We start from the raw sequence: 19945 nt of genomic DNA on the forward strand, positions 1-19945 counted from the left end.
CAGAGTGCCTATTACCTCGGCAGTAAGCTGCCGGAAGAAAATCGGCACAGGCAGCTATTGTACAATTCATTTAGCCTTATAAGACGGTAATACCGATGAATTTTACGGTATTGCCAACAATACACGGTGTTTCAAAAAAACAAGACCGTGTGCGGGAACAAATAGGACGTGTTCTTCGTCTTACCCGACAGGACCCTGCGGTGCATATCGTGGGGCAAGGAGGAAAACAAATTGGCAACTGGCAATCAAAAAGGAACGGGAATCGGACATCTGTTCTCCCGCATACTGATTACACTGGTATTGATCGGCGTGCTGTGCGGCTGCTTCTGCGGCATTGCGTTTGCGATGTATGTGCACATCTATATCAATCCGTCCGCGAAGGAAACTGCGGTGGAGATCAGCAAGGGACTGGGTCTGAATCTGAATTCATTCATTTATGCTAAGGAATCGGATTCCGATGAATACAAGCTGTACGAAACCATCAAGGGCAAGGAAAACCGTGAATGGGTGGACAGCGACAAGATTCCGGATACCCTCAAGAACGCAGTCGTTGCAATCGAGGACGAGCGCTTTTACAAGCACCACGGTGTAGACTGGGTGCGCACGATCGGTGCGGTCAAGGGCTGGCTGCTCGGCGGCACGCAGTACGGCGGCTCCACGATAACGCAGCAGCTGATCAAAAACATCACGGCTGATAACGATTACTCGGTAAAGCGCAAGGTAAACGAGATTTTCCGCGCGTTTGCACTCGAGAAAGAGATTGACGACAAGGACCGTATTCTGGTCATGTACCTGAACACGATCTATCTGGGCTACAACAGCTACGGTGTGCAGACTGCGGCGATGCAGTACTTTGACAAGGATGTATCGCAGCTGGATCTGGCAGAATCCGCCGTGCTGGCAGGTCTTACCAACAACCCGTCGATTTACGACGTTTATAACCATCCCGAAAAGGTAAAGAAGCGTCAGGAGACCATCCTTGCACAGATGCTCGATCAGAAGATGATCTCGCAGGAGGAGTACGAGGCTGCCGTAGCAGAGGAGCTTAACTACCGCCCCTACGAGGAGTATCAGCAGGAGATCAAGTCCACCTACAGCTACTTCACCGATGAAGTTATCAAGGACGTGATCAACGACCTGATGACCGAAAAGGGATATTCCCGTCTGGTTGCGGAGAACATGGTTTACTCCGGCGGCCTGAACATCTATGCGACCATCGACACCAAGGTGCAGAATGCACTTGATGAGGTCTGGGCTAACGCAGATAATTTCCCGAACACCGAAAAGTACGGTGAAATTCCGCAGAGCGCCATGGTCATCACGGACAAGCAGGGCAATATCGTTGGTATTGCCGGCGGCCGCGGTGAAAAGACCAGCAGCCGCGGTTTCTCCTATGCGTCTGACGCACGCCGTCAGCCGGGTTCTTCGCTCAAGCCGCTCTCGGCTTACGGACCGGCGATGGATAACGGCATCGTCACGCCGGACAGCACGATTTATGATCGTGCGCTCATGGAGGATGAAGAGGGCAATCCGTGGCCGATGAACGACGGCAAATATCCGACCGGCCGTCAGCTGACCATTAAGGAGGGCATGACCCGTTCGCTCAATACGGTCTCTGCACAGCTTCTCAAAACGCTGACACCGCAGGTATCGTTTAACTTTTTGACCCAGCAGCTTGGCTTTAAGCTGGTAGACAGCCGCACCAACGAGGACGGTACCGTGCAGTCGGATATCGATCTTGCACCGCTGGCGCTTGGCGCACTGACGGACGGTGTTACCGTTCGTGAGATGGCGGGCGGTTTCTCGACCTTCATCAATGATGGCGTTTGCGGCGGTACCCGCACCTACACCAAGGTGACGGACAGCGAAGGCAACACCGTAATGGAGAATACACCCAACACGGATAAGGGCTTTACCAATGTCCGCACGGATTATTATATGCTCGACTGTCTGCAGAACGTTACCGCACACGGTACCGCCTACGGCATTCAGCTTGACGGTGTAGAAACCGGCGGCAAGACCGGTACGACCACCTCCAATACCGATATCTGGTTCTGCGGCATCACGCCGAAGTATTCCGGTGCGGTATGGGTAGGCTACGAGCATAACTACCGTCTGGACGGCCTGTACGGTCGCAATGCGGCGAATATCTGGCTGGCTGTTATGCAGAAGGTGCATGCAGGTGATTCCGGTCTGGTATTTGACTCGCATCCGCAGGATTTCGAGGAAGTCACCTACTGTATGGATACCGGTCTGCTGGCATCCGGCGCGTGCCGCGCTGCGGGACGTGCTGCAACCGGCCGATTCTGGAAGGGCAAGGTTCCGACCGAGACCTGCAGTCATCAGAATATCGAAAACAAGTATGATTTCGAGAGCATGGGCGTAGATAATTATTACTACGACGATGAAGAAGATGACAGCAATTCGGACAGCAGCTCTTCGGATACCAACACCGGCAATGAGGATTCCGGTGACGGCGGATCGTATGACAGCGGCGACAGCGGCGATTCCGGTGACGACAGCGGCGACGGCGGTGACAGCGGAGACGATTCGGGCGACAGCGGCGATTCCGGCGGCGACAGCGGAGACAGCGGCGACAGCTCGGAGGATCCGGAAGCATAAAGCCGAATTGTTCGGCACAAACTGAAAACTGAAAATCGTTCAGCGCCGCACAAGGCCGCACAAGTCGGGGCGTTAGCGGTGCCTTGAACCCGCAATCCGCTTCAGCGGGGACTATGCGGGTAACAAGGAGCACGCATGCGGCGAGGCAGCCACTCACAGGGCGATGAGGGACCGGTACTGCGCAACGGAGGACTGTGAACCATGTCAGGCGGGGAACCGAGCAGCATTAAGCAGAAACCATCGTGTGCCGCAGATCTGCCGATTCTGAGCCCGAAATGCGGAAAGGCAGCCGGGTGTGTGTATTCGAATTACCTGTGTGCGGTCTTGTGGGGCGCTGAACGATTCTCGATCGAAACCACGCTTTCGATCGAAGGGGATATGCCGAGCCTGCGGCTCGGACAAATCCCGGCGGGACAAAAGTTCCTTCCGATGGTCGAAACTTTTGCTCCGTCTTGTATAAAAACCCACGCACATGTCGCGGGTTTTTATGAATCTTACGGCACGGCCGTAAGATTCGATTGAATGCCGCCGTGAAGCGGCGGAGGTCGATGGCTCGGATTTTTGAAACAAAATCCTGTCATGCGGGTACGGTTTGCAAGCAAACCGGTATTGAATGGCGGACAAAGTCCGCGAGAGGACGCTTTGAGGCGGGCTTACGCCCGCCTCTTTATTTTATTGAGGGGAGGATTTTCGTAATGTATCAGGCTTTATACCGCAAATGGCGGCCGCAGACGTTTGCGGATGTGATCGGGCAGCAGCATATTACGGACACGCTGCGCGCGCAGCTGCAGTCCGGACGTTTGAGCCATGCATATCTGTTTACAGGCACGCGCGGCACCGGCAAGACCACCTGTGCGAAGATCCTCGCGCGCGCAGTCAACTGCGAGCATCCGGTGAACGGCGATCCGTGCAACGAGTGTGCGGCGTGCCGCGGCATTCTGGACGGCTCGGTGCTGGACGTGACCGAGATTGATGCGGCGTCCAACAACGGCGTGGACAACATCCGCGACCTGCGCGATGAGACGCGCTACACGCCTGCACAGGTCCGCAAGCGCGTGTTCATCATCGACGAGGTACACATGCTGTCCATCGGTGCGTTCAATGCGCTGCTCAAAACACTCGAGGAGCCGCCGGAGCACGTTCTGTTCATCCTCGCTACCACCGAGCTGCACAAGGTACCTGCGACCATTCTGTCGCGCTGTCAGCGGTTCGATTTCCGCCGGATCGGTGCGGAGGATATTGCCCGCCGGCTGCTGGATGTTGCGGCAGGTGAGGGCATTGCGCTGACCGAAGGTGCAGCACGCCTGATCGCCCGGCTGGCAGACGGCGCCATGCGAGACGCGCTTTCCATGCTCGACCGTGCGGCAGCAGCCGGTGCGGTGGACGAGAAAACGGTCACGGCGGCGCTCGGCGTCATGGGTCAGGACGATGGCATTCGCCTGGCCGAGCACCTGAAAACCGGTGATCTGGCGGCGGCAGTCGGCCTGCTGGACGAATATTACAACGCAGGCCGTGATCTGGCCTCGGTGTACGACCAGATGCTCGGCCTGATCCGCGACGCGCTGCTGGTCAAGACCAGCAAGACCGACGTTTCCGCGCTTATTTCTCCGGCGTACAGCGTAAAGACGCTGCAGGCGCTGTGCGACGGTCTGGCGTCGTCCACGCTCATCGCGTGGAGCCGCATTATCAGCGATTCGCTCGACCATATGCGCACGGCAGCCAACCGCCGCGTGGAGGCGGAGCTGTGCGCGGTGCGGCTGTGTAGCCTGGGCGCTGACAATTACGACACGCTCGGCGGGCGTGTAGAAGCGCTCGAGGAAAAGCTGAAGAACGGCGTTCCGGTGCAGATGGTGCCCGCAGCAGCCGCGCAGCAGGCAGGCGATGTGCCGCCTCCGCCGAGTGACGATGATGCACCGCCGCTTCCGGGTGACGAGGATGCGCCTGACTGGGTAAGCGAGGAGGAGTCGGCATCGGCACCGCCCAAGCCGGAACGGACGCTGTGGCAGCACTGGCAGCCGCTGCTCAAGGCGCTGACCAACAAAATCAACATCGGCGCGCACACCTGTATCAAGCTGAGCGCGAAAGGCGTGCTCGAGGACAACGCGCTCGTCATTCTCTGCGAGGACAAAATGACGGCTCTTCTCGCGGCAAAGGAGCCGACCATTTCGGTCATCCGGGAGCAGGCGGCCAAGCTGAACGGCGCACCCATCAAGGTCAAGGTGCGCGAAGCGGGCGAGGAGCTTGGTGTGAAAAAAAATATCGCAGTCGATGAACTGATCGACCGCGCTAAATCAATGGATATTCAAGTGAAACAGCTTTAAGGAGGACATTTATTATGGCAAAGGGTAAGGGTTTCGGCGGCTTCGGCGGCGGCATGAACATGCAGGCGATGATGAAGCAGGCACAGAAGATGCAGGAGAGCATGCTCAAGGCGCAGGAGGAGATCGCGCTGATGGAATCCACCGGCACGGCAGGCGGCGGCATGGTTACCGCGACTGTAACCGGCACTTCCACGCTTAAGAGCATTGAGATTAAGCCGGACGTTGTTGATCCGGACGACATCGACATGCTGCAGGATCTGGTCGTTGCAGCGGTCAACGAGGCGCTCAAGGCGGCTTCCGACAAGTCGCAGAGCCAGATGTCCGCGATTACGGGCGGCATTGGCGGCGGTCTGGGCGGTCTGCTGTAATGGAGCTTTTTGCACCGCCGGTCGAACGGCTGATCGAGGAGTTTGCAAAGCTCCCGGGCATTGGCCAGAAGACCGCACAGCGGCTGGCGTTTCATGTGCTCGACCTGCCGAAAGAGGATGCCGAGCGGTTTGCGGATGCCATCCGTGAAGCAAAAGCCAAGACGTTCACCTGCAAGCGCTGTCAGAATCTGACGGACAGTGAGATCTGTCCGATCTGCTCGGACAAGACGCGCAACCAGAAGGTGATCTGCGTGGTGGCAGAGCCGCGCGATGTAATCGCGTTCGAGCGCACGAAGGAGTACAAGGGTCTGTATCATGTGCTGCACGGCACGCTGTCTCCGATGGGGCACGTCGGACCGGACGACATCCGTATCCGCGAGCTGGTCAAGCGCGTGGCGGAGGAGGAGACCGAGGAGGTTATCCTCGCCACCAATCCGGACACCGAGGGCGAAGCCACGGCGATGTACATTTCGCGGCTGCTGCAGCCGTTCGGCATCAAGATTACGCGGCTGGCGTATGGTATTCCGGTTGGCGGGCATTTGGAGTTCGTCGATGAGGTGACGCTGACCCGTGCACTGGAGGGTCGAAAGGAGCTGTGATGGCTCCTTTGCATCCTTGTAAGGTTTGCGTTTGACGGAAATTGGTGCCGCAGTATGCGGCGGTTCTTGCCTTCGCGGCAAGCGCACAAGAGGGTAGACACCAAGGTTTCCACCCTCTGATTTTCACCCTTTTCCTAAGATAGCCTGACGCAAATCAGAGACCGGCGACTGCTTCGAAAAGGGGAACGGCAGTCGACCCTTACACGTTGACGAGGGTCTCTTCTGCGTCTGACAGCGCGTGCCGCACGCAATGGTTAAGTTTAACCTTTGGGCGGCATAGCTGTGCCGCCCTCTGCGTAGACTTTCCGATATGTGTAGCAGTAAGTTGTCTGTGAACTGTGAATAGGCGGAGAAAGACACGCTGTGGTAGACCGACTGTCGTTCCCCTTTTTCGGAGCGGTCACAGATAGGAAAGCTGCGCTGGACTAACAAGTTAAGGGAAACGGGAGTTAAGAGGGTAGAAACCGTAGGTGTCTACCCTCTTGCCCCGATGCGGCGGGTGCCGCAGCTTTCGTTCTACCTTTAAAAAAGGTAAAAAAACAGGAACAGCCGAACTTTCGTCCGGCTGCTCCCGCAATAAAAGGTAGGATAGAGAGTAGAAAGCAAGAACATGTGGGGGGATCTTACGCTTTCCACGTCATTTATAGTACTGGTGAATTGTGAACATTCTGTGTACATTCTACAACAATATTAGATTTTTGATAGATCGGGAGGAAAAAGTCTGTGGCAGACCTGAAAAAAGAAATTGAAAATCGGCGCACATTTGCAATCATTTCGCACCCTGACGCCGGTAAAACCACCATTACGGAGAAGTTTTTGCTCTACGGCGGAGCCATTCAGGAGGCCGGCATGGTCAAGGGCAAGAAAAACAGCCGTCATGCGGTTTCCGACTGGATGGAGATCGAGAAGCAGCGTGGTATTTCGGTAACGTCCTCGGTGCTGCAGTTCCGCTATGAGGGCAAGTGCATCAATATTCTGGATACCCCGGGCCATCAGGACTTCTCGGAGGACACCTACCGCACGCTGATGGCGGCTGACTCTGCGGTGATGGTCATTGATGCCTCCAAGGGCGTCGAGGCACAGACCCGCAAGCTGTTCAAGGTTTGCGCGATGCGCGGCGTGCCCATCTTCACGTTCATCAACAAGATGGACCGTGAGGCACGCGACCCGTACGAGCTGCTCGAGGACATCGAGAACGAGCTGGGCATCGGCACCTATGCGGTAAACTGGCCAATCGGCTCGGGCAAGCGCTTCAAGGGCGTGTACGACCGCATGGACGATGAGGTTATCGCGTTTGAGGGTGCGGATTTCCGCCACGAGGTCAAGGCGCAGCGCCTGTCGATCGACGATCCGATCCTCGAGGGACTGCTGCCTGAGGATCAGTACCAGACGCTGATCGACGATGTGGAGCTGCTCTCCGGTGCAGGCGATGAGTTTGATCTCAAGGCTGTGCACGAGGGCAAGCTGTCGCCGGTATTTTTCGGTTCCGCGCTGACTAACTTCGGTGTTGAGCCGTTCCTGAAGAAGTTCCTGCAGATGACGCCTCCGCCGACCGCGCGTACCGCTGACATCGGCGTGATCGACCCGTTCGACCCGCATTTCTCCGCGTTTGTGTTCAAGATTCAGGCGAACATGAACAAGGCGCACCGCGACCGTGTTGCGTTCATGCGTATTTGCTCCGGCAAGTTTGAGCGCGGTCAGGACGTGCTGCACGTTCAGTCCGGCAAGAAGATGGTGCTTGCCGCACCGCAGCAGCTGATGGCACAGGACCGCTCCATCGTCGATGAGGCGTATGCGGGCGATATTATCGGTATTTTCGACCCGGGCGTGTTCTCCATCGGTGATACCGTGTGCGATCCCAAGCATAAGTGCGTGTTCTCCGGCATCCCGACGTTCGCACCCGAGCTGTTTGCCGTTGTCCGTCAGAAGGACACGCTCAAGCGCAAGCAGTTTGTCAAGGGTGTCGAGCAGATCGCACAGGAGGGCGCCATCCAGATCTTCCGCGAGCCGAATGCCGGTATGGAATCGGTTATCGTCGGCGTTGTCGGCGTGCTGCAGTTTGAGGTGCTCGAGTACCGTCTGAAGAACGAGTATAACGTTGAGATCATCCGCGAAAACCTGCCGTATGAGCACGTTCGCTGGGTTGAGAATGACGAGGAGGACTTCGACATCAAGAAGCTCCAGCTCACGAGCGATACCAAGATCGTCGAGGACCTCAAGGGCAATAGCCTGCTGCTGTTCACCTCGCCGTGGAATATCACCTACGCGACCGACCATAACGAGAACCTGCGTCTCGCGGATTTCTCGGAAAACGCGTAAAATGCCTGTCGCGAAACTACAGTTTCGCCGACAAGGGGGAACGGACCGTGGGCCGTTCCAAAGTCGTCCGAAAGTTCCTCCTGATGGTCGAAACTTTCTCCCTCCAGAAGTATAAAAACCGAGATACATGCTCCCGGTTTGCTCTCATTAAATCTTTTTAAGGATAGAGGCCTACGGGCTATGAATTTGTATAGCAAATTCTATTTGAAGCGCGCTGACGCGCGAAATACGGGACACAGGCGGCTGTGCCGCCGGGTCCCGTACCCGCGAACGCAGTTCGCGGCATAAAATACGCAGTATGCCCCGCAAACCGCACCCACAGGACAGCCGCCTGTCGGCGGTGAGTCCTTCGCGGGCGACAGCGTTCACGCCAACCCATAAAATCCCCGACGGGGATTTCAGCACCCAGATAACCTATCACGCCGCAGAGCGCATCAAATGGAGCGCTTTCAGCGCGACAAAAATGGCCCAGCTTTGCCGGGTCATTTTTAGCAAACAATAAAAGAGCACCGGAATCGAAATTCCGGTGCTCTTTTATTGCGGTAGCCCTTACAGGCAGCGCCTGTCAAGGGCGTCCCTCGATTGAAAGGGCGTAGCCCTTTCAATCGAAAATCAGCAAACGCCCTGAGCGAGCATAGCGTCAGCGATCTTCTCGAAGCCGCCGATGTTAGCGCCCATAACAAGGTTGTCCTTGTGGCCGTACTTCTCAGCTGCAGTGATGCAGGTGTGGAAGATGTTAACCATGATGTCGTGCAGACGCTGGTCAACTTCCTCGAAGGTCCAGGACAGACGCAGGGAGTTCTGGCTCATCTCCAGACCGGAGGTAGCTACGCCGCCTGCGTTAGCAGCCTTTGCCGGGCCGAAGAATACGCCGGCTGCCTGGAATGCTGCAACAGCCTCCGGGGTGGACGGCATGTTAGCGCCCTCAGCTACGAACTTGCAGCCGTTGGCGATCAGAGCCTTGGCGTTCTCCTCGTTCAGCTCGTTCTGGGTTGCGCACGGCAGAGCGATGTCGCACTTTACGCCCCACGGACGCTGACCCTCGGTGTAGGTGCTGCCTGCAACGCGCTCAGCATACTCCTTGATGCGGCCGCGCTTAACTTCCTTGATGTCCTTAACAACATCCAGGTTGATGCCGTTCGGATCGTAGATGAAGCCGTTGGAGTCGGACATGGTAACAACCTTAGCGCCCAGCTGGGTAGCCTTCTCGCAGGCATAGATCGCTACGTTGCCGGAACCGGAGATTGCAACGGTCTTGCCCTCGAACGAAGTGCCCTTGTATGCGAGCATTTCCTTCATGTAGTAGCACAGGCCGTAGCCGGTTGCCTGCGTGCGTGCCAGAGAACCGCCGTAGGACAGACCCTTGCCGGTCAGCACGCCGGTGTACTCGTTGCGCAGACGCTTGTACTGGCCGAACATAAAGCCGATCTCACGGCCGCCAACACCGATATCGCCTGCCGGTACGTCGGTGAACTGACCGATGTGCTTGCACAGCTCGGTCATGAAGGACTGGCAGAAACGCATGATCTCCGCATCGGACTTGCCCTTCGGGTCGAAGTCGGAGCCGCCCTTGCCGCCGCCCATCGGCAGAGTGGTCAGGCTGTTCTTGAAGCACTGCTCAAAGCCGAGGAACTTGATAACGGATGCGTTAACAGAGGGATGCAGACGCAGACCGCCCTTGTAGGGGCCGATTGCGGAGTTGAACTGTACACGGAAGCCGCGGTTAACCTGAACCTTGCCCTGATCGTCAACCCACGGTACACGGAACATGAACATGCGCTCCGGCTCTACGATGCGCTCCATGATGCCGTTCTTCTCAAGCTCCGGACGAGCTTCAACAACCGGCTCAAGGCTCTCAAGAACCTCGTAAACTGCCTGCTGGAACTCCGGCTCATTCGGGTTGCGCTTCTGTACGGTTTCGTACACGCCCTGCAGATAAGAATTGGTAAGTGCCATTTTTATTGTCCTCCTTACATTCTATACCACTCGCTTAACTTTCGTAAGTAATCCGAGTGGAATGCTCTTATATTTGGTGACGGTTTTATTATATAGCAATTTTTTTGTATATGCAATACTTTAGCGTGATAAAATTATACAGTTTTTTAGGCTGAAAAACCTATGGATATCGGCAATCTGACTTGATATAATAAAGTAAAAGAAGGAGGCAACAGCCATGGCAAACAGCTTTGACCGTATATATGCAGTGGTGAAGAAAATTCCGCGCGGAACGGTGGCCAGCTATGGGCAGGTCGCGCTGCTCGCGGGCAACCCGAGATGGGCGCGCGTCGTCGGCTATGCACTGCATGCCAATCCCGATCCGGAGGGTATTCCATGCTACCGCGTGGTGACGAAAGACGGACGAACGTCACCGGCGTTTGCGTTCGGCGGCGCGGATATCCAGCGCGCACTGCTCGAAGCGGACGGCATCGAGTTCACCGAGGATGGCCGCGTGGATATGACGAAATACGGCTGGACAGGATTAGGGTAACACCGCACAATTAAACTGCGGCGCTTTACGGAAATTTTGTGCTCTGACGTCGTTGTGCTTTCACGGTAATACACAAAGTATTACCGCAAAATCACGCCTAGTCAGACCGCAAAATTTACTCGTAAATCGCTCTTGTTCAATTATGTGGTATTACCCTGACTTGACAAATCCGGTCGTGCGGTGCTATGCTTGCGCCAAAGGAGTGACACGCATGATCGACATCGAAAAGCTGACCGCGCTCGCTATCGCGTATGACGCAGGCGACGCAAAACGGATTCAGCACTTTATAAAGGTATACGCATACAGCCGCCTGCTTGGGCGCAGGGAAGGTCTGGATGGGCAGAAGCAGAATGTACTCGAAGCTGCAGCCGTCCTGCACGATATCGGCATCCACGAAGCCGAACGGAAGCACGGCTCGAGCGGCGGACACTGGCAGGAGATGGAAGGTCCGGCGGTCGCGGCTCCCATGCTGCGGCAGTGCGGCGCGGATGAGCAGGAAAGCGAGCGCGTGCAATGGCTCATCGCGCATCACCATACCTATACCGCCGGAGAGGAAAAAGATTTTCGGATTCTGCTCGAAGCGGATTTCCTCGTCAACGCCTACGAGGACGGCATGACGGCAGAGCAGTGTAAAACCGCGAAAGACCGCGTGTTCCGAACCCAAACCGGCAAGCAGTATCTTGAAGAAATGTTTTTGAAACCGACATATCAGGCGAAATAATGGAGAATTGAAGATGGAGACACCCACCGCAGTGGGCGTCCAGCGAGCAACCGCCCATAGGGCGGCTCTTAGCGAGTCGGAATGGAGAATGAACCGGACGGGTTTCATTTCTCCATTTTTTTATTTTTATTGGTGCAAATCGTTAGATACGGTGCGTCGAGGTCGTACCCAGGGCACCTTTTCTTGCCCTTCGGGCAATTCACCTTGCCGCACCCTACGGTATAACGTGCATATCAGATGAAACTCGAAGGTGCCATCGGTAGTCGCCAAGCCAATGAGTTGCGCGACACAGGTATGTCGCGCCTGCGGAGAGTAGCCCGCATGTGTAGCAGTACGTTATTCGAGAACTGCGAATATTTCACGAAATAAACGCAAGAGTAACCCGACTGCCGTTCTCATATTTTTCGAAGCAGTCGCCGGTCTCTGGTATGCGTCAGGTTAAGAAACAAAAGGAAGTGGGAGTTAAGAGGGTAGAAACCATTGGTGTCTACCCTCTTGCCCCTCGCCGTGGGTACGGTGCGCCCGCCGGGCAGGCAAGTTCCGTTCGCTTTGCAAGCGCCCCCCGAAATGTGAACATTTCGTGAAACCCGTTGACATTGCCGAATGACAGTGTATAATATGTTAGCAAGCTAACAGTAAGGAGGCTAACAATGGATTGTTGTGACCATAATGCATGCTGCGGTCACTCGAACGACCGCATCGGTGCAGAAATCGGTATGCTGCATAATCTGCTTCGGCGGCAGATGGCGTGTATGACCGAAAAGACTGTGAATGCAGCGAATGTGACCGGTATGCAGGCGATGATTGTCCATCACATTATTATGCATGAAAAGCAGGGCGATATATTCCAGAAGGATCTGGAAAACGCGTTCCAGATGCGCCGCTCGACCGCAACGGGCATACTGCAGCTGATGGAGCAGCACGGTATTATCCGCCGTGAGCCGGTGGAGCATGACGGCCGCCTGAAACGGCTGGTGCTGACCGAGCAGGCTCGTGCAATGGATGAATACATTACTGAGCGCATGAAGCAGATGGAACAGCTTCTGCGGCAGGGCATCACCGAGGACGAGCTGAAGGGCTGGTTTGCGGTCTGTGAAAAAATCCGCTCCAATCTGGAGCAGTACCAATGCAATATGTGTAGGGAGGGACAGAAATAATGATAAAACGACTGCTGAAAAGTGTGCGTGAGTTCAAAAAGGACGCGCTGCTCACGCCGTTTTTCGTTGTGCTCGAGGTCGTGATGGAGGTCATCATTCCGCTGGTTATGGCGCGGCTGATCGACAAGGGCATTGACGGGCAGGATATGGCCGCCATTTGGAAATACGGCATCATCCTTGTGCTGTGCGCCATGCTCGCACTGGTGTTCGGCGCGGCGGCCGGCACCTTTGCGGCGAGAGCCTCCACCGGCTTTGCCCGCAATCTGCGTCACGATATGTACTACAATGTGCAGAATTTCTCGTTTTCCAACATTGATAAGTTCTCCACCGGTTCTATCGTCACCCGTCTGACGACCGACGTTACCAACGTGCAGAACGCCTTCCAGATGTGCACCCGCATTGCAGTGCGCTGCCCGGTCATGCTGGTCTTTGCGCTGTTCATGGCGATGAAGATCAACAGTAGGATGGCGCTCGTATTCCTCGCGGTGCTGCCGATTCTGGCAATCGGTATGGGCATTCTGATGAAGGTCGTCGGCCCGGTCTTTGAGCGCGCATTCAAAATCTACGACCGCATGAACACGGTCGTACAGGAAAATGTGCGCGGCATCCGCGTTGTTAAGACCTATGTTCGTGAGGATCACGAGACCGAAAAGTTTGAGGGCGTTTCCGGTATGCTGTACCGCACGTTCTCCAAGGCGCAGAAGACCATGGCAGGCGTTATGCCGCTGATGCAGTTCTGCATGTACGCGTGCATGCTGCTGATTTCGTGGTTCGGCGCGCGTCTGATCGTCGGCGGCTCGATGACCACCGGCGAGCTGACCAGCATGTTCTCCTACGCGATGCAGATCCTGATGAGTCTGATGATGGTAGCGATGGTTTTCGTTATGATCACCATGGCCAAGGCGAGCGCAGAGCGTGTTGCCGAAATCCTCGATGAGCAGCCCGACTTGCACAATCCCGCAAACCCGATTCACGAGGTCAAGGACGGCGCGATCGAGTTTGACGACGTTTCCTTCAGCTACAAGGGCGATGCGCGCAAGCTGGCGCTCAAAAACGTCAGCCTGCATATCAAGGCCGGTCAGACCGTCGGCATTCTCGGCGGCACCGGTTCCGCGAAGTCTACGCTCGTGCAACTGATTCCGCGCCTGTACGATACCACGCACGGCACGGTCAAGGTCGGCGGCGTGGATGTCCGCGATTACGATATCGAGGCGCTGCGCGATCAGGTTGCCATGGTGCTCCAGAAGAACGTGCTGTTTTCCGGCACGATCAAGGAAAACCTTCGCTGGGGTGACGAAAACGCCTCGGATGAGGAGCTCGAGCGCGTATGCCGTCTGGCACAGGCGGATGAATTCATCCAGCAGATGCCGGATAAGTACGACACCCACATTGAGCAGGGCGGCTCGAATGTTTCCGGCGGTCAGAAGCAGCGCCTGTGCATTGCGCGTGCGCTGCTGAAAAAGCCGAAGATCCTCATTCTTGATGACTCGACCAGTGCGGTCGATACCAAGACGGATGCGCTCATTCGCAAGGCATTCGCGGAGGAGATCCCGGACACGACCAAGATTATCATTGCACAGCGCGTTTCCTCTGTGCAGGATGCGGATCAGATCGTCATTCTCGACGGCGGCACCGTGCAGGCTGTCGGCACGCACGATGAGCTGCTCGCAGCCAACACGATCTATCAGGAAATCTACAACCAGCAGAACAGAAAGGGCGGTGAGGAATAATGGCAGGACCTCAGATGCGCGGACCCGGCGGCCGCAGAGGCATGAGGGGCGGAAAGCGCAGCAAAAATCCGAAAAAGACGCTCGGACGTCTTATGAAATATATTCAGAAGGGCTACGGCGTACAGTTTGTGGTTGTACTCATCTGCATTCTGCTGTCGGCTGTGGCAAACGTGGCCGGCTCCATGTTCCTCAAAAGCCTGATCGACGACTATATTTCTCCGCTGCTGCTGCAGGCAGCTCCGGTGTTTACCGGCCTGCTGCATGCGCTGATAAGCATGGCGGTGATCTATCTCATCGGCATTGCGACTACGTTTGTCTACAACTGGCTGATGGTCAGCATTTCGCAGGGTGTGCTCAAAAAGGTGCGTGACGAGATGTTCGCGCACATGCAGAAGCTGCCGATTCGCTACTTCGATACGCATACCCACGGCGATCTGATGAGCCATTTCACCAACGATACCGATACGCTGCAGCAGATGCTCAGCCAGTCCGTGCCGCAGATGTTTTCCTCAGCGATGACCATTATCTCGGTGTTCATCGGCATGCTGGTGACGAATGTATGGCTGACGCTGTTCGTACTGCTCGGCGTGTGCGTCATGCTCAAGGTGGTAAAGAAACTGGGCGGTCAGTCCGCGAAGTACTTCCTCGAGCAGCAGAAGTCGCTCGGCAGGGTCAACGGCTATATCGAGGAAATGATCAACGGTCAGAAGGTCATCAAGGTGTTCTGCCACGAGGAAAAGTGCAAGGAGCAGTTCGATGCGCTCAACGATGAGCTGCGCGAGAACGCTGCAAGCGCGAATACCTTCGCAAACATCCTCATGCCGATCATGATGAACATCGGCAACCTGCTATACGTTCTGGTCGCGGTCGTCGGCGGCGCGCTGGCGCTGTCCGGCGTGGTCGGAAACAGCATCACCATCGGCGTTATAGCGTCCTTCCTGCAGCTGACCAAGTCGTTCACCCAGCCGGTAACGCAGATCTCGCAGCAGTTCAACTCCATTGTTATGGCGCTCGCCGGTGCTGAGCGTATCTTTGAGCTGATGGACGAGGAGCCTGAGGTAGACAACGGCTACGTTACTCTCGTCAACGCCAAGTACGACAAGAACGGCGAACTCGTTGAAACCCCGGAAAAGACCAACATCTGGGCGTGGAAGCATCCGCACGAGGACGGCACCACCACCTATACACAGGTCCGCGGCGATGTCCGCTTCTTTGATGTGGATTTCGGCTATAATCCGGATAAGATCGTCCTGCACGACATCACACTGTACGCCGAACCCGGTCAGAAGGTCGCGTTCGTCGGCGCAACCGGTGCGGGCAAGACGACCATTACCAACCTGATCAACCGTTTCTACGACCTTGCGGACGGCAAGATCCGCTACGACGGCATCAACATCAATAAGATCAAAAAGGCCGATCTCCGCCGCTCGCTCGGCATCGTGCTGCAGGATACCAACCTGTTTACCGGCACCATTCGCGATAATATCCGCTACGGCCGCCTGGATGCGACCGACGAGGAGGTCGAGGCAGCGGCGCAGCTTGCCAATGCGGACGACTTCATCCGCCGACTGCCGGACGGCTATGATACTGTCATCGACGGTGACGGCGGCAGTCTGTCGCAGGGCCAGTGTCAGCTGCTTTCCATCGCGCGTGCGGCTGTTGCCGATCCGCCGGTTATGATCCTCGATGAGGCGACCAGCTCGATTGATACCCGCACGGAGTCCATCGTGCAGGCCGGAATGGACAGCCTCATGTACGGACGTACGGTGTTCGTTATCGCGCACCGCCTGTCCACGATTCAAAACGCAGACGTTATTATGGTGCTGCAGCTCGGCCATATCATCGAGCGCGGCAATCATGAGCAGCTGATTGCGGAGCACGGCAAGTATTATCAGCTCTATACCGGCGCGTTTGAATTAGAATAAGTGCTTTCTGCTCGAAACCTGCAGAATCAGAACCCGAAACGAAGATTTCGGGTTCTTTTTTGTGCGCAGAAACAGAAAAACCGCCGGCGGCGGTCTATCGGTCGGGCTTCTGCGGCAAAAGAGCCGCTTGCCGCACTTTGCCGTCGTTTTACGCGCTCGAAAGTTGGAATATGCGCTTAATTTTTTTCAAAACGCAATTTCCGCTGTTATTTCCCGCCAAGCGGCACGCCTGCGTTGGGATATACTGGGAAAACAGCAAGGGAGGCGTAACGAAATGGATAAACAAAGGGCAAGGCGGTCCGCGTCGATACCGGTGCGGATCGGGCATGCGGCAGCATGGGCTGCTGGATTATGGAAACAGGAGCATCTGCGGACGCTCATCACAGGCGCACAGCGATTCGTGCTGTGTGCGGTGCTGGCACAGGGAACCATCCTCGGCGGGTACATGCCGTTCGGACTGGCGATGGCGGCGGCCTTGATGGCTCGAGGAGCGGGACTTTCCGCGCTCGGCGGTCTGGTGTGCGGCGTTATGCTGCGCGGCGACGGATTCCACGGCGGCATTTACGCCGCGGCAGCGCTGCTGGTGCTGTGCGTGATGAGCGTGTGCGCCGGTCTGCGGGTGATGTCCGAGCGGTGGTTTGCGCCCTGTGTGGCGACGTTTGCAAGCGCGGCGTGTACATTCGTGTTCCTGCCGCTCGGTGCAGAGCTGACCGCACCGGCGGTGCTGACATTCCTGCTCGTGCAGGGCATCACGTTCGGCGTGTGCTGGATGTACGGCGCGGCCTTCGCACCGCCGCGCGACGAAAATGACTGGCGCAGACCGGTAACGCTTTTGGTGCTGACTGCGACCGTGCTTTTATCGCTTTCGGGTATCAATCTGTTCGGTGTGTTCGCTCCCGCGAGAGCGGGGGCGCTGCTGCTCGTGCTGGCGGCGGCGTATCTCGGCGGACCGGCGGCGGGCGCGGCAGCCGGTGTCGCGTTCGGCGCAGCAATGGATCTCAACATCGGCTACGGAGCCTTGTTCACCTGCTGCTACGGTCTGTGTGCGCTCGTTGCCGGACTGTTTCACGACAGCGGCCGCGGCTGGTTTTCGGTCTGTGCGCTCGGCGGCGGACTGTGCGCGGCTATGCTCGGCGTGGAGCATCCGCTGTTCATTCCGCTGATCGCAGAGCTGTTCTGCGCGGTCCTCATGTTCGCGGCGCTGCCGCCCTTCGTGTGGGAGGCCATCCGGCGCAGCCTGCTGCCGGATACCCTGATGGGCGAAGCCGCCAGTCAGCGAGTGCGCAGACTTGCGGGCACCTGTGCGACCGAGGCGGCGCAGGCGTTCTACGAGCTGTACCTTGCTATGCTGCATGGCGTCAGCGAGGGCAAAGCCGCCGGAGACCGGAATATTCGGGCGGTATTCGACTACGCGAGCGATCATGTCTGCAAAAACTGCATGCTGTGTACGCAGTGCTGGCAGCGGGACTATGTGAGCACGCTGGCGGCGCTCAATGATGTGACCCAGCCGATGCTGCAGCGCGGGCGAGCGGAAATGAGCGATTTTCCCTATCATTTTGCGGCACGGTGTGCGCGTCTGCCCGAGCTGATGCGCGCCATCAACAGTGCGCTGTTTGCGCTGCGCGAGCGCGAAAGCCTTCGGCGGCAGCAGGAGGAAAACCAGAGTCTGCTTGCCAGGCAATACGCAGGTATTACGGATATTCTTCGGCAGCTTGGCGCGGAGGTCACGCAGGATGAAACGGCGCAGCCGCTGATGGAGCGGCAGGTGCGCCGGTACGCAGCAGCGTTCGGATGGATCGACCGCGTGTGCGCGGTGCGGGATTCGCAGGGCAGGCTGACCGTTGAACTGTACGGCGAGGGCATTGACGACATCATGAAGCAGGGGGACGGCTTTTCAGCCGGTCTGTCGGCGCTGCTGGGCGTGACGCTGACCGCACCGGAGAAGAAAAAGGGCAGCCAGGGCATCCATGTTGAGATGCATGAACGGGCGCCGTACCGTGCGGTGGTCGGCATTGGCCGTCAGCAGAAGGAGGGCGCGTCGGTCTCGGGCGACAACGCGTGCTACTTTCTCACCGACACCGGAACGGCATGTCTGCTCCTGTCGGACGGCATGGGCTCGGGTGCCGCCGCGTCGCGGGACAGCCGCATGCTCATCACCTCGCTCGAGCGGTTCCTGCGTGCAGGCATTTCGGTCGGAGACGCGCTGCACGCGGTCTCTCCGGCGCTGCGCCTGCGGTCAGACGGCATGCGCTTCACCACACTGGACGCATTCACGCTCGACCTGTTCAGCGGACGCGCGGAAAACCTCAAGTGCGGCGCCGCACCGACCTACATGCGGCTGAACGGCCGGTGGACCATTCTGCCGGGCACGGCGCTGCCCATCGGTCTGGCGGAGGAGGACGAACTTGGCGATGCCGTGCCGCTGCAGATGAACGACGGCGATATCGTGGTTCTGCTCTCGGACGGCGTGACCGACGGCACGGACGATAAATGGGTGCGGCAGCTGCTCATCGCGCATGCAGGCGACAGCCCGAAGGAGATCGCGGCACAGCTTGTGAACGAGGCGAAAGGCCGAGGACATGATGACGACCGAACGGTAATGGTCATGAAAATCGAAAAGCTGGAATGAGACTGGTATAAAATTACGAAAGAGGGGAATGATGGAACAAAGAGAGGAGGAATCTGTATGGTACGAGGCGTCAGCCGCCGCGTCATTGTCGTCAAGCCGGAGCAGCCGGCATTGTTCGAGCAGGCTATTTTCCTTGTGCGGGACTACAATGCGCCGCGCGGCGACATGGTGCGCGAGGCCTGCCGCATCGCAAACAGCTATCTGCCGCGCAGACGGCGGTCGAGAAGAAAGGCGGACGGTCTTTCTTTGCTTGCCGGATTTTGGGCTGGTGCACTGCTCATCGGCACCATTTGGGCGCTGACGGCGCTCGTTTTGTAAACAGATTATAAAATGAGCGGCCGTTCTCTTGTACCCTCCGGTTTTGGTTGGTATACTATAGTATACAGACGGAAATTTCGGTTTTCGCCTACTATAGATCAAACGGAGGCGGCTATTATGACGGCCGAAACCTTTTTTCAGCTGTTCAACCAGTACGGACTGATCTTGGTCTGTGCCGTGGTTTTCTGCGAATATATGAACCTGCCCGGATTTCCGGCAGGCGTTATCATGCCGTGCGTCGGTGTGCTGATTGCCCGGAGCGAGCTGTCGCTGCCGCTGACGGTTTTTCTGAGCGTGATCGCCGGTGTGCTCGGCAGTCTGGTCATCTACGCCGTGTGCTACTGGGGCGGCGAACCGGTGATGGAGAAGCTGTTCGGCAGGAGCAAGAAATTTAAGTCGCTCGTGCGTAAATGCCACGAATTTATCGACGCACAGCATGGGCGCGGACTGGCGATTATCCGCGTGATCCCGTGTATCCGCACCATTGTTTCCATTCCGGCCGGACTGCTCCGGATGCCGGTCAAGTGGTTCGTCGGCTGGTCTGCGGCAGGCATTGCCGTGTGGAATACCGCACTGATCTCGTTCGGCTATTTCTTCAGCGAGAAGATCCTCAGCATGGTAATGTAACCGAATATATCGACAGGGTAAATCCTCGGATTTACCCTGTTTTTGCGTTTTTCGGTCGAAAATGGGTGCATCCATTCTGTAAGTTGCATTTGCAGTCGCGTTATGGTAAAATATACACCGT

General features: G+C 56.9%; 14 protein-coding genes and 1 other RNA gene. 14 read left to right on the plus strand and 1 reads right to left on the minus strand.

Going from position 1 to position 19945, the window contains the following annotated elements; genetic code table 11:
• Positions 1-231 precede the first annotated feature (231 nt).
• The 6 genes from DWZ82_RS01585 to DWZ82_RS01610 all read left to right on the plus strand — a co-directional run bounded on the left by DWZ82_RS01585 (position 232) and on the right by DWZ82_RS01610 (position 8229).
• Positions 232-2622: a transglycosylase domain-containing protein gene (locus DWZ82_RS01585; RefSeq protein ID WP_118478274.1), complete on the plus strand. Its 2391-nt coding sequence runs from the start codon at positions 232-234 to the stop codon at positions 2620-2622.
• A gap of 55 nt (positions 2623-2677) precedes the next feature.
• Positions 2678-2944, plus strand: an RNA gene (gene ffs / locus DWZ82_RS01590) — signal recognition particle sRNA large type.
• A 373-nt stretch (positions 2945-3317) separates the two neighbouring features.
• Entirely contained in the window at positions 3318-4943 is a 1626-nt protein-coding gene (gene dnaX / locus DWZ82_RS01595) for a DNA polymerase III subunit gamma/tau (protein ID WP_118478276.1), read from the plus strand.
• A gap of 14 nt (positions 4944-4957) precedes the next feature.
• A complete protein-coding gene (locus DWZ82_RS01600) occupies positions 4958-5311 on the plus strand; it encodes a YbaB/EbfC family nucleoid-associated protein (protein WP_118359721.1) in 354 nt (117 codons plus the stop codon).
• A complete protein-coding gene (recR, locus tag DWZ82_RS01605; protein WP_110435225.1) occupies positions 5311-5910 on the plus strand; it encodes a recombination mediator RecR in 600 nt (199 codons plus the stop codon). Before DWZ82_RS01600 ends, recR begins: the two co-directional genes overlap by 1 nt.
• Before the next feature lie 723 nt (positions 5911-6633).
• Positions 6634-8229 (plus strand): peptide chain release factor 3, encoded by a 1596-nt coding sequence (locus tag DWZ82_RS01610; protein ID WP_117491423.1) that lies wholly within the window; start codon positions 6634-6636, stop codon positions 8227-8229.
• Between the two features lie 612 nt (positions 8230-8841).
• On the opposite strand, the gene gdhA is transcribed toward DWZ82_RS01610, so the two are convergent.
• Positions 8842-10185: an NADP-specific glutamate dehydrogenase gene (gene gdhA / locus DWZ82_RS01615; RefSeq protein ID WP_118359717.1), complete on the minus strand. Its 1344-nt coding sequence runs from the start codon at positions 10183-10185 to the stop codon at positions 8842-8844.
• Between the two features lie 217 nt (positions 10186-10402).
• On the opposite strand from gdhA, the gene DWZ82_RS01620 reads away from it, so the two are divergent.
• The 8 genes from DWZ82_RS01620 to DWZ82_RS01655 all read left to right on the plus strand — a co-directional run bounded on the left by DWZ82_RS01620 (position 10403) and on the right by DWZ82_RS01655 (position 19824).
• On the plus strand, positions 10403-10717 hold the full coding sequence (locus DWZ82_RS01620; protein WP_118478278.1) for an MGMT family protein: 315 nt from the start codon (positions 10403-10405) through the stop codon (positions 10715-10717).
• Positions 10718-10928: 211 nt separating this feature from the next.
• Positions 10929-11438, plus strand: a complete 510-nt coding sequence (locus DWZ82_RS01625; protein ID WP_118478280.1) for an HD domain-containing protein — start codon at positions 10929-10931, stop codon at positions 11436-11438.
• 650 nt (positions 11439-12088) lie between these two features.
• Complete coding sequence (locus tag DWZ82_RS01630; RefSeq protein WP_118478282.1) at positions 12089-12595, plus strand: MarR family winged helix-turn-helix transcriptional regulator; 507 nt, start codon at positions 12089-12091, stop codon at positions 12593-12595.
• On the plus strand, positions 12595-14325 hold the full coding sequence (locus tag DWZ82_RS01635; RefSeq protein WP_118478284.1) for an ABC transporter ATP-binding protein: 1731 nt from the start codon (positions 12595-12597) through the stop codon (positions 14323-14325). Before DWZ82_RS01630 ends, DWZ82_RS01635 begins: the two co-directional genes overlap by 1 nt.
• A 41-nt stretch (positions 14326-14366) precedes the next feature.
• The gene (locus DWZ82_RS01640; RefSeq protein ID WP_243022873.1) at positions 14367-16250 is read left to right on the plus strand and encodes an ABC transporter ATP-binding protein; all 1884 of its coding nucleotides are present in this window, start codon (positions 14367-14369) and stop codon (positions 16248-16250) included.
• A gap of 274 nt (positions 16251-16524) precedes the next feature.
• Positions 16525-18879, plus strand: a complete 2355-nt coding sequence (locus DWZ82_RS01645) for a SpoIIE family protein phosphatase (RefSeq protein ID WP_118478288.1) — start codon at positions 16525-16527, stop codon at positions 18877-18879.
• Between the two features lie 57 nt (positions 18880-18936).
• Positions 18937-19197, plus strand: coding sequence for a hypothetical protein (locus DWZ82_RS01650; protein WP_117751449.1), 261 nt, complete (start codon positions 18937-18939; stop codon positions 19195-19197).
• Positions 19198-19314: 117 nt separating this feature from the next.
• Positions 19315-19824, plus strand: a complete 510-nt coding sequence (locus tag DWZ82_RS01655) for a DedA family protein (protein ID WP_158574603.1) — start codon at positions 19315-19317, stop codon at positions 19822-19824.
• The last annotated feature ends 121 nt before the right edge of the window (positions 19825-19945 follow it).

It is taken from the genome of Butyricicoccus sp. AF35-5AC (genome assembly GCF_003477715.1).
GTDB lineage: Bacteria > Bacillota > Clostridia > Oscillospirales > Butyricicoccaceae > Agathobaculum > Agathobaculum butyriciproducens.

Coding starts and splice junctions, on each gene's coding strand:
- dnaX (WP_118478276.1), top strand. CDS start 3,318: ATGTATCAGGCTTTATACCGCAAATGGCGGCCGCAGACGTTTGCGGAT.
- DWZ82_RS01640 (WP_243022873.1), top strand. CDS start 14,367: ATGAGGGGCGGAAAGCGCAGCAAAAATCCGAAAAAGACGCTCGGACGT.
- recR (WP_110435225.1), top strand. CDS start 5,311: ATGGAGCTTTTTGCACCGCCGGTCGAACGGCTGATCGAGGAGTTTGCA.
- DWZ82_RS01645 (WP_118478288.1), top strand. CDS start 16,525: ATGGATAAACAAAGGGCAAGGCGGTCCGCGTCGATACCGGTGCGGATC.
- DWZ82_RS01655 (WP_158574603.1), top strand. CDS start 19,315: ATGACGGCCGAAACCTTTTTTCAGCTGTTCAACCAGTACGGACTGATC.
- DWZ82_RS01600 (WP_118359721.1), top strand. CDS start 4,958: ATGGCAAAGGGTAAGGGTTTCGGCGGCTTCGGCGGCGGCATGAACATG.
- gdhA (WP_118359717.1), bottom strand. CDS start 10,185: ATGGCACTTACCAATTCTTATCTGCAGGGCGTGTACGAAACCGTACAG.
- DWZ82_RS01625 (WP_118478280.1), top strand. CDS start 10,929: ATGATCGACATCGAAAAGCTGACCGCGCTCGCTATCGCGTATGACGCA.
- DWZ82_RS01650 (WP_117751449.1), top strand. CDS start 18,937: ATGGTACGAGGCGTCAGCCGCCGCGTCATTGTCGTCAAGCCGGAGCAG.
- DWZ82_RS01620 (WP_118478278.1), top strand. CDS start 10,403: ATGGCAAACAGCTTTGACCGTATATATGCAGTGGTGAAGAAAATTCCG.
- DWZ82_RS01630 (WP_118478282.1), top strand. CDS start 12,089: ATGGATTGTTGTGACCATAATGCATGCTGCGGTCACTCGAACGACCGC.
- DWZ82_RS01635 (WP_118478284.1), top strand. CDS start 12,595: ATGATAAAACGACTGCTGAAAAGTGTGCGTGAGTTCAAAAAGGACGCG.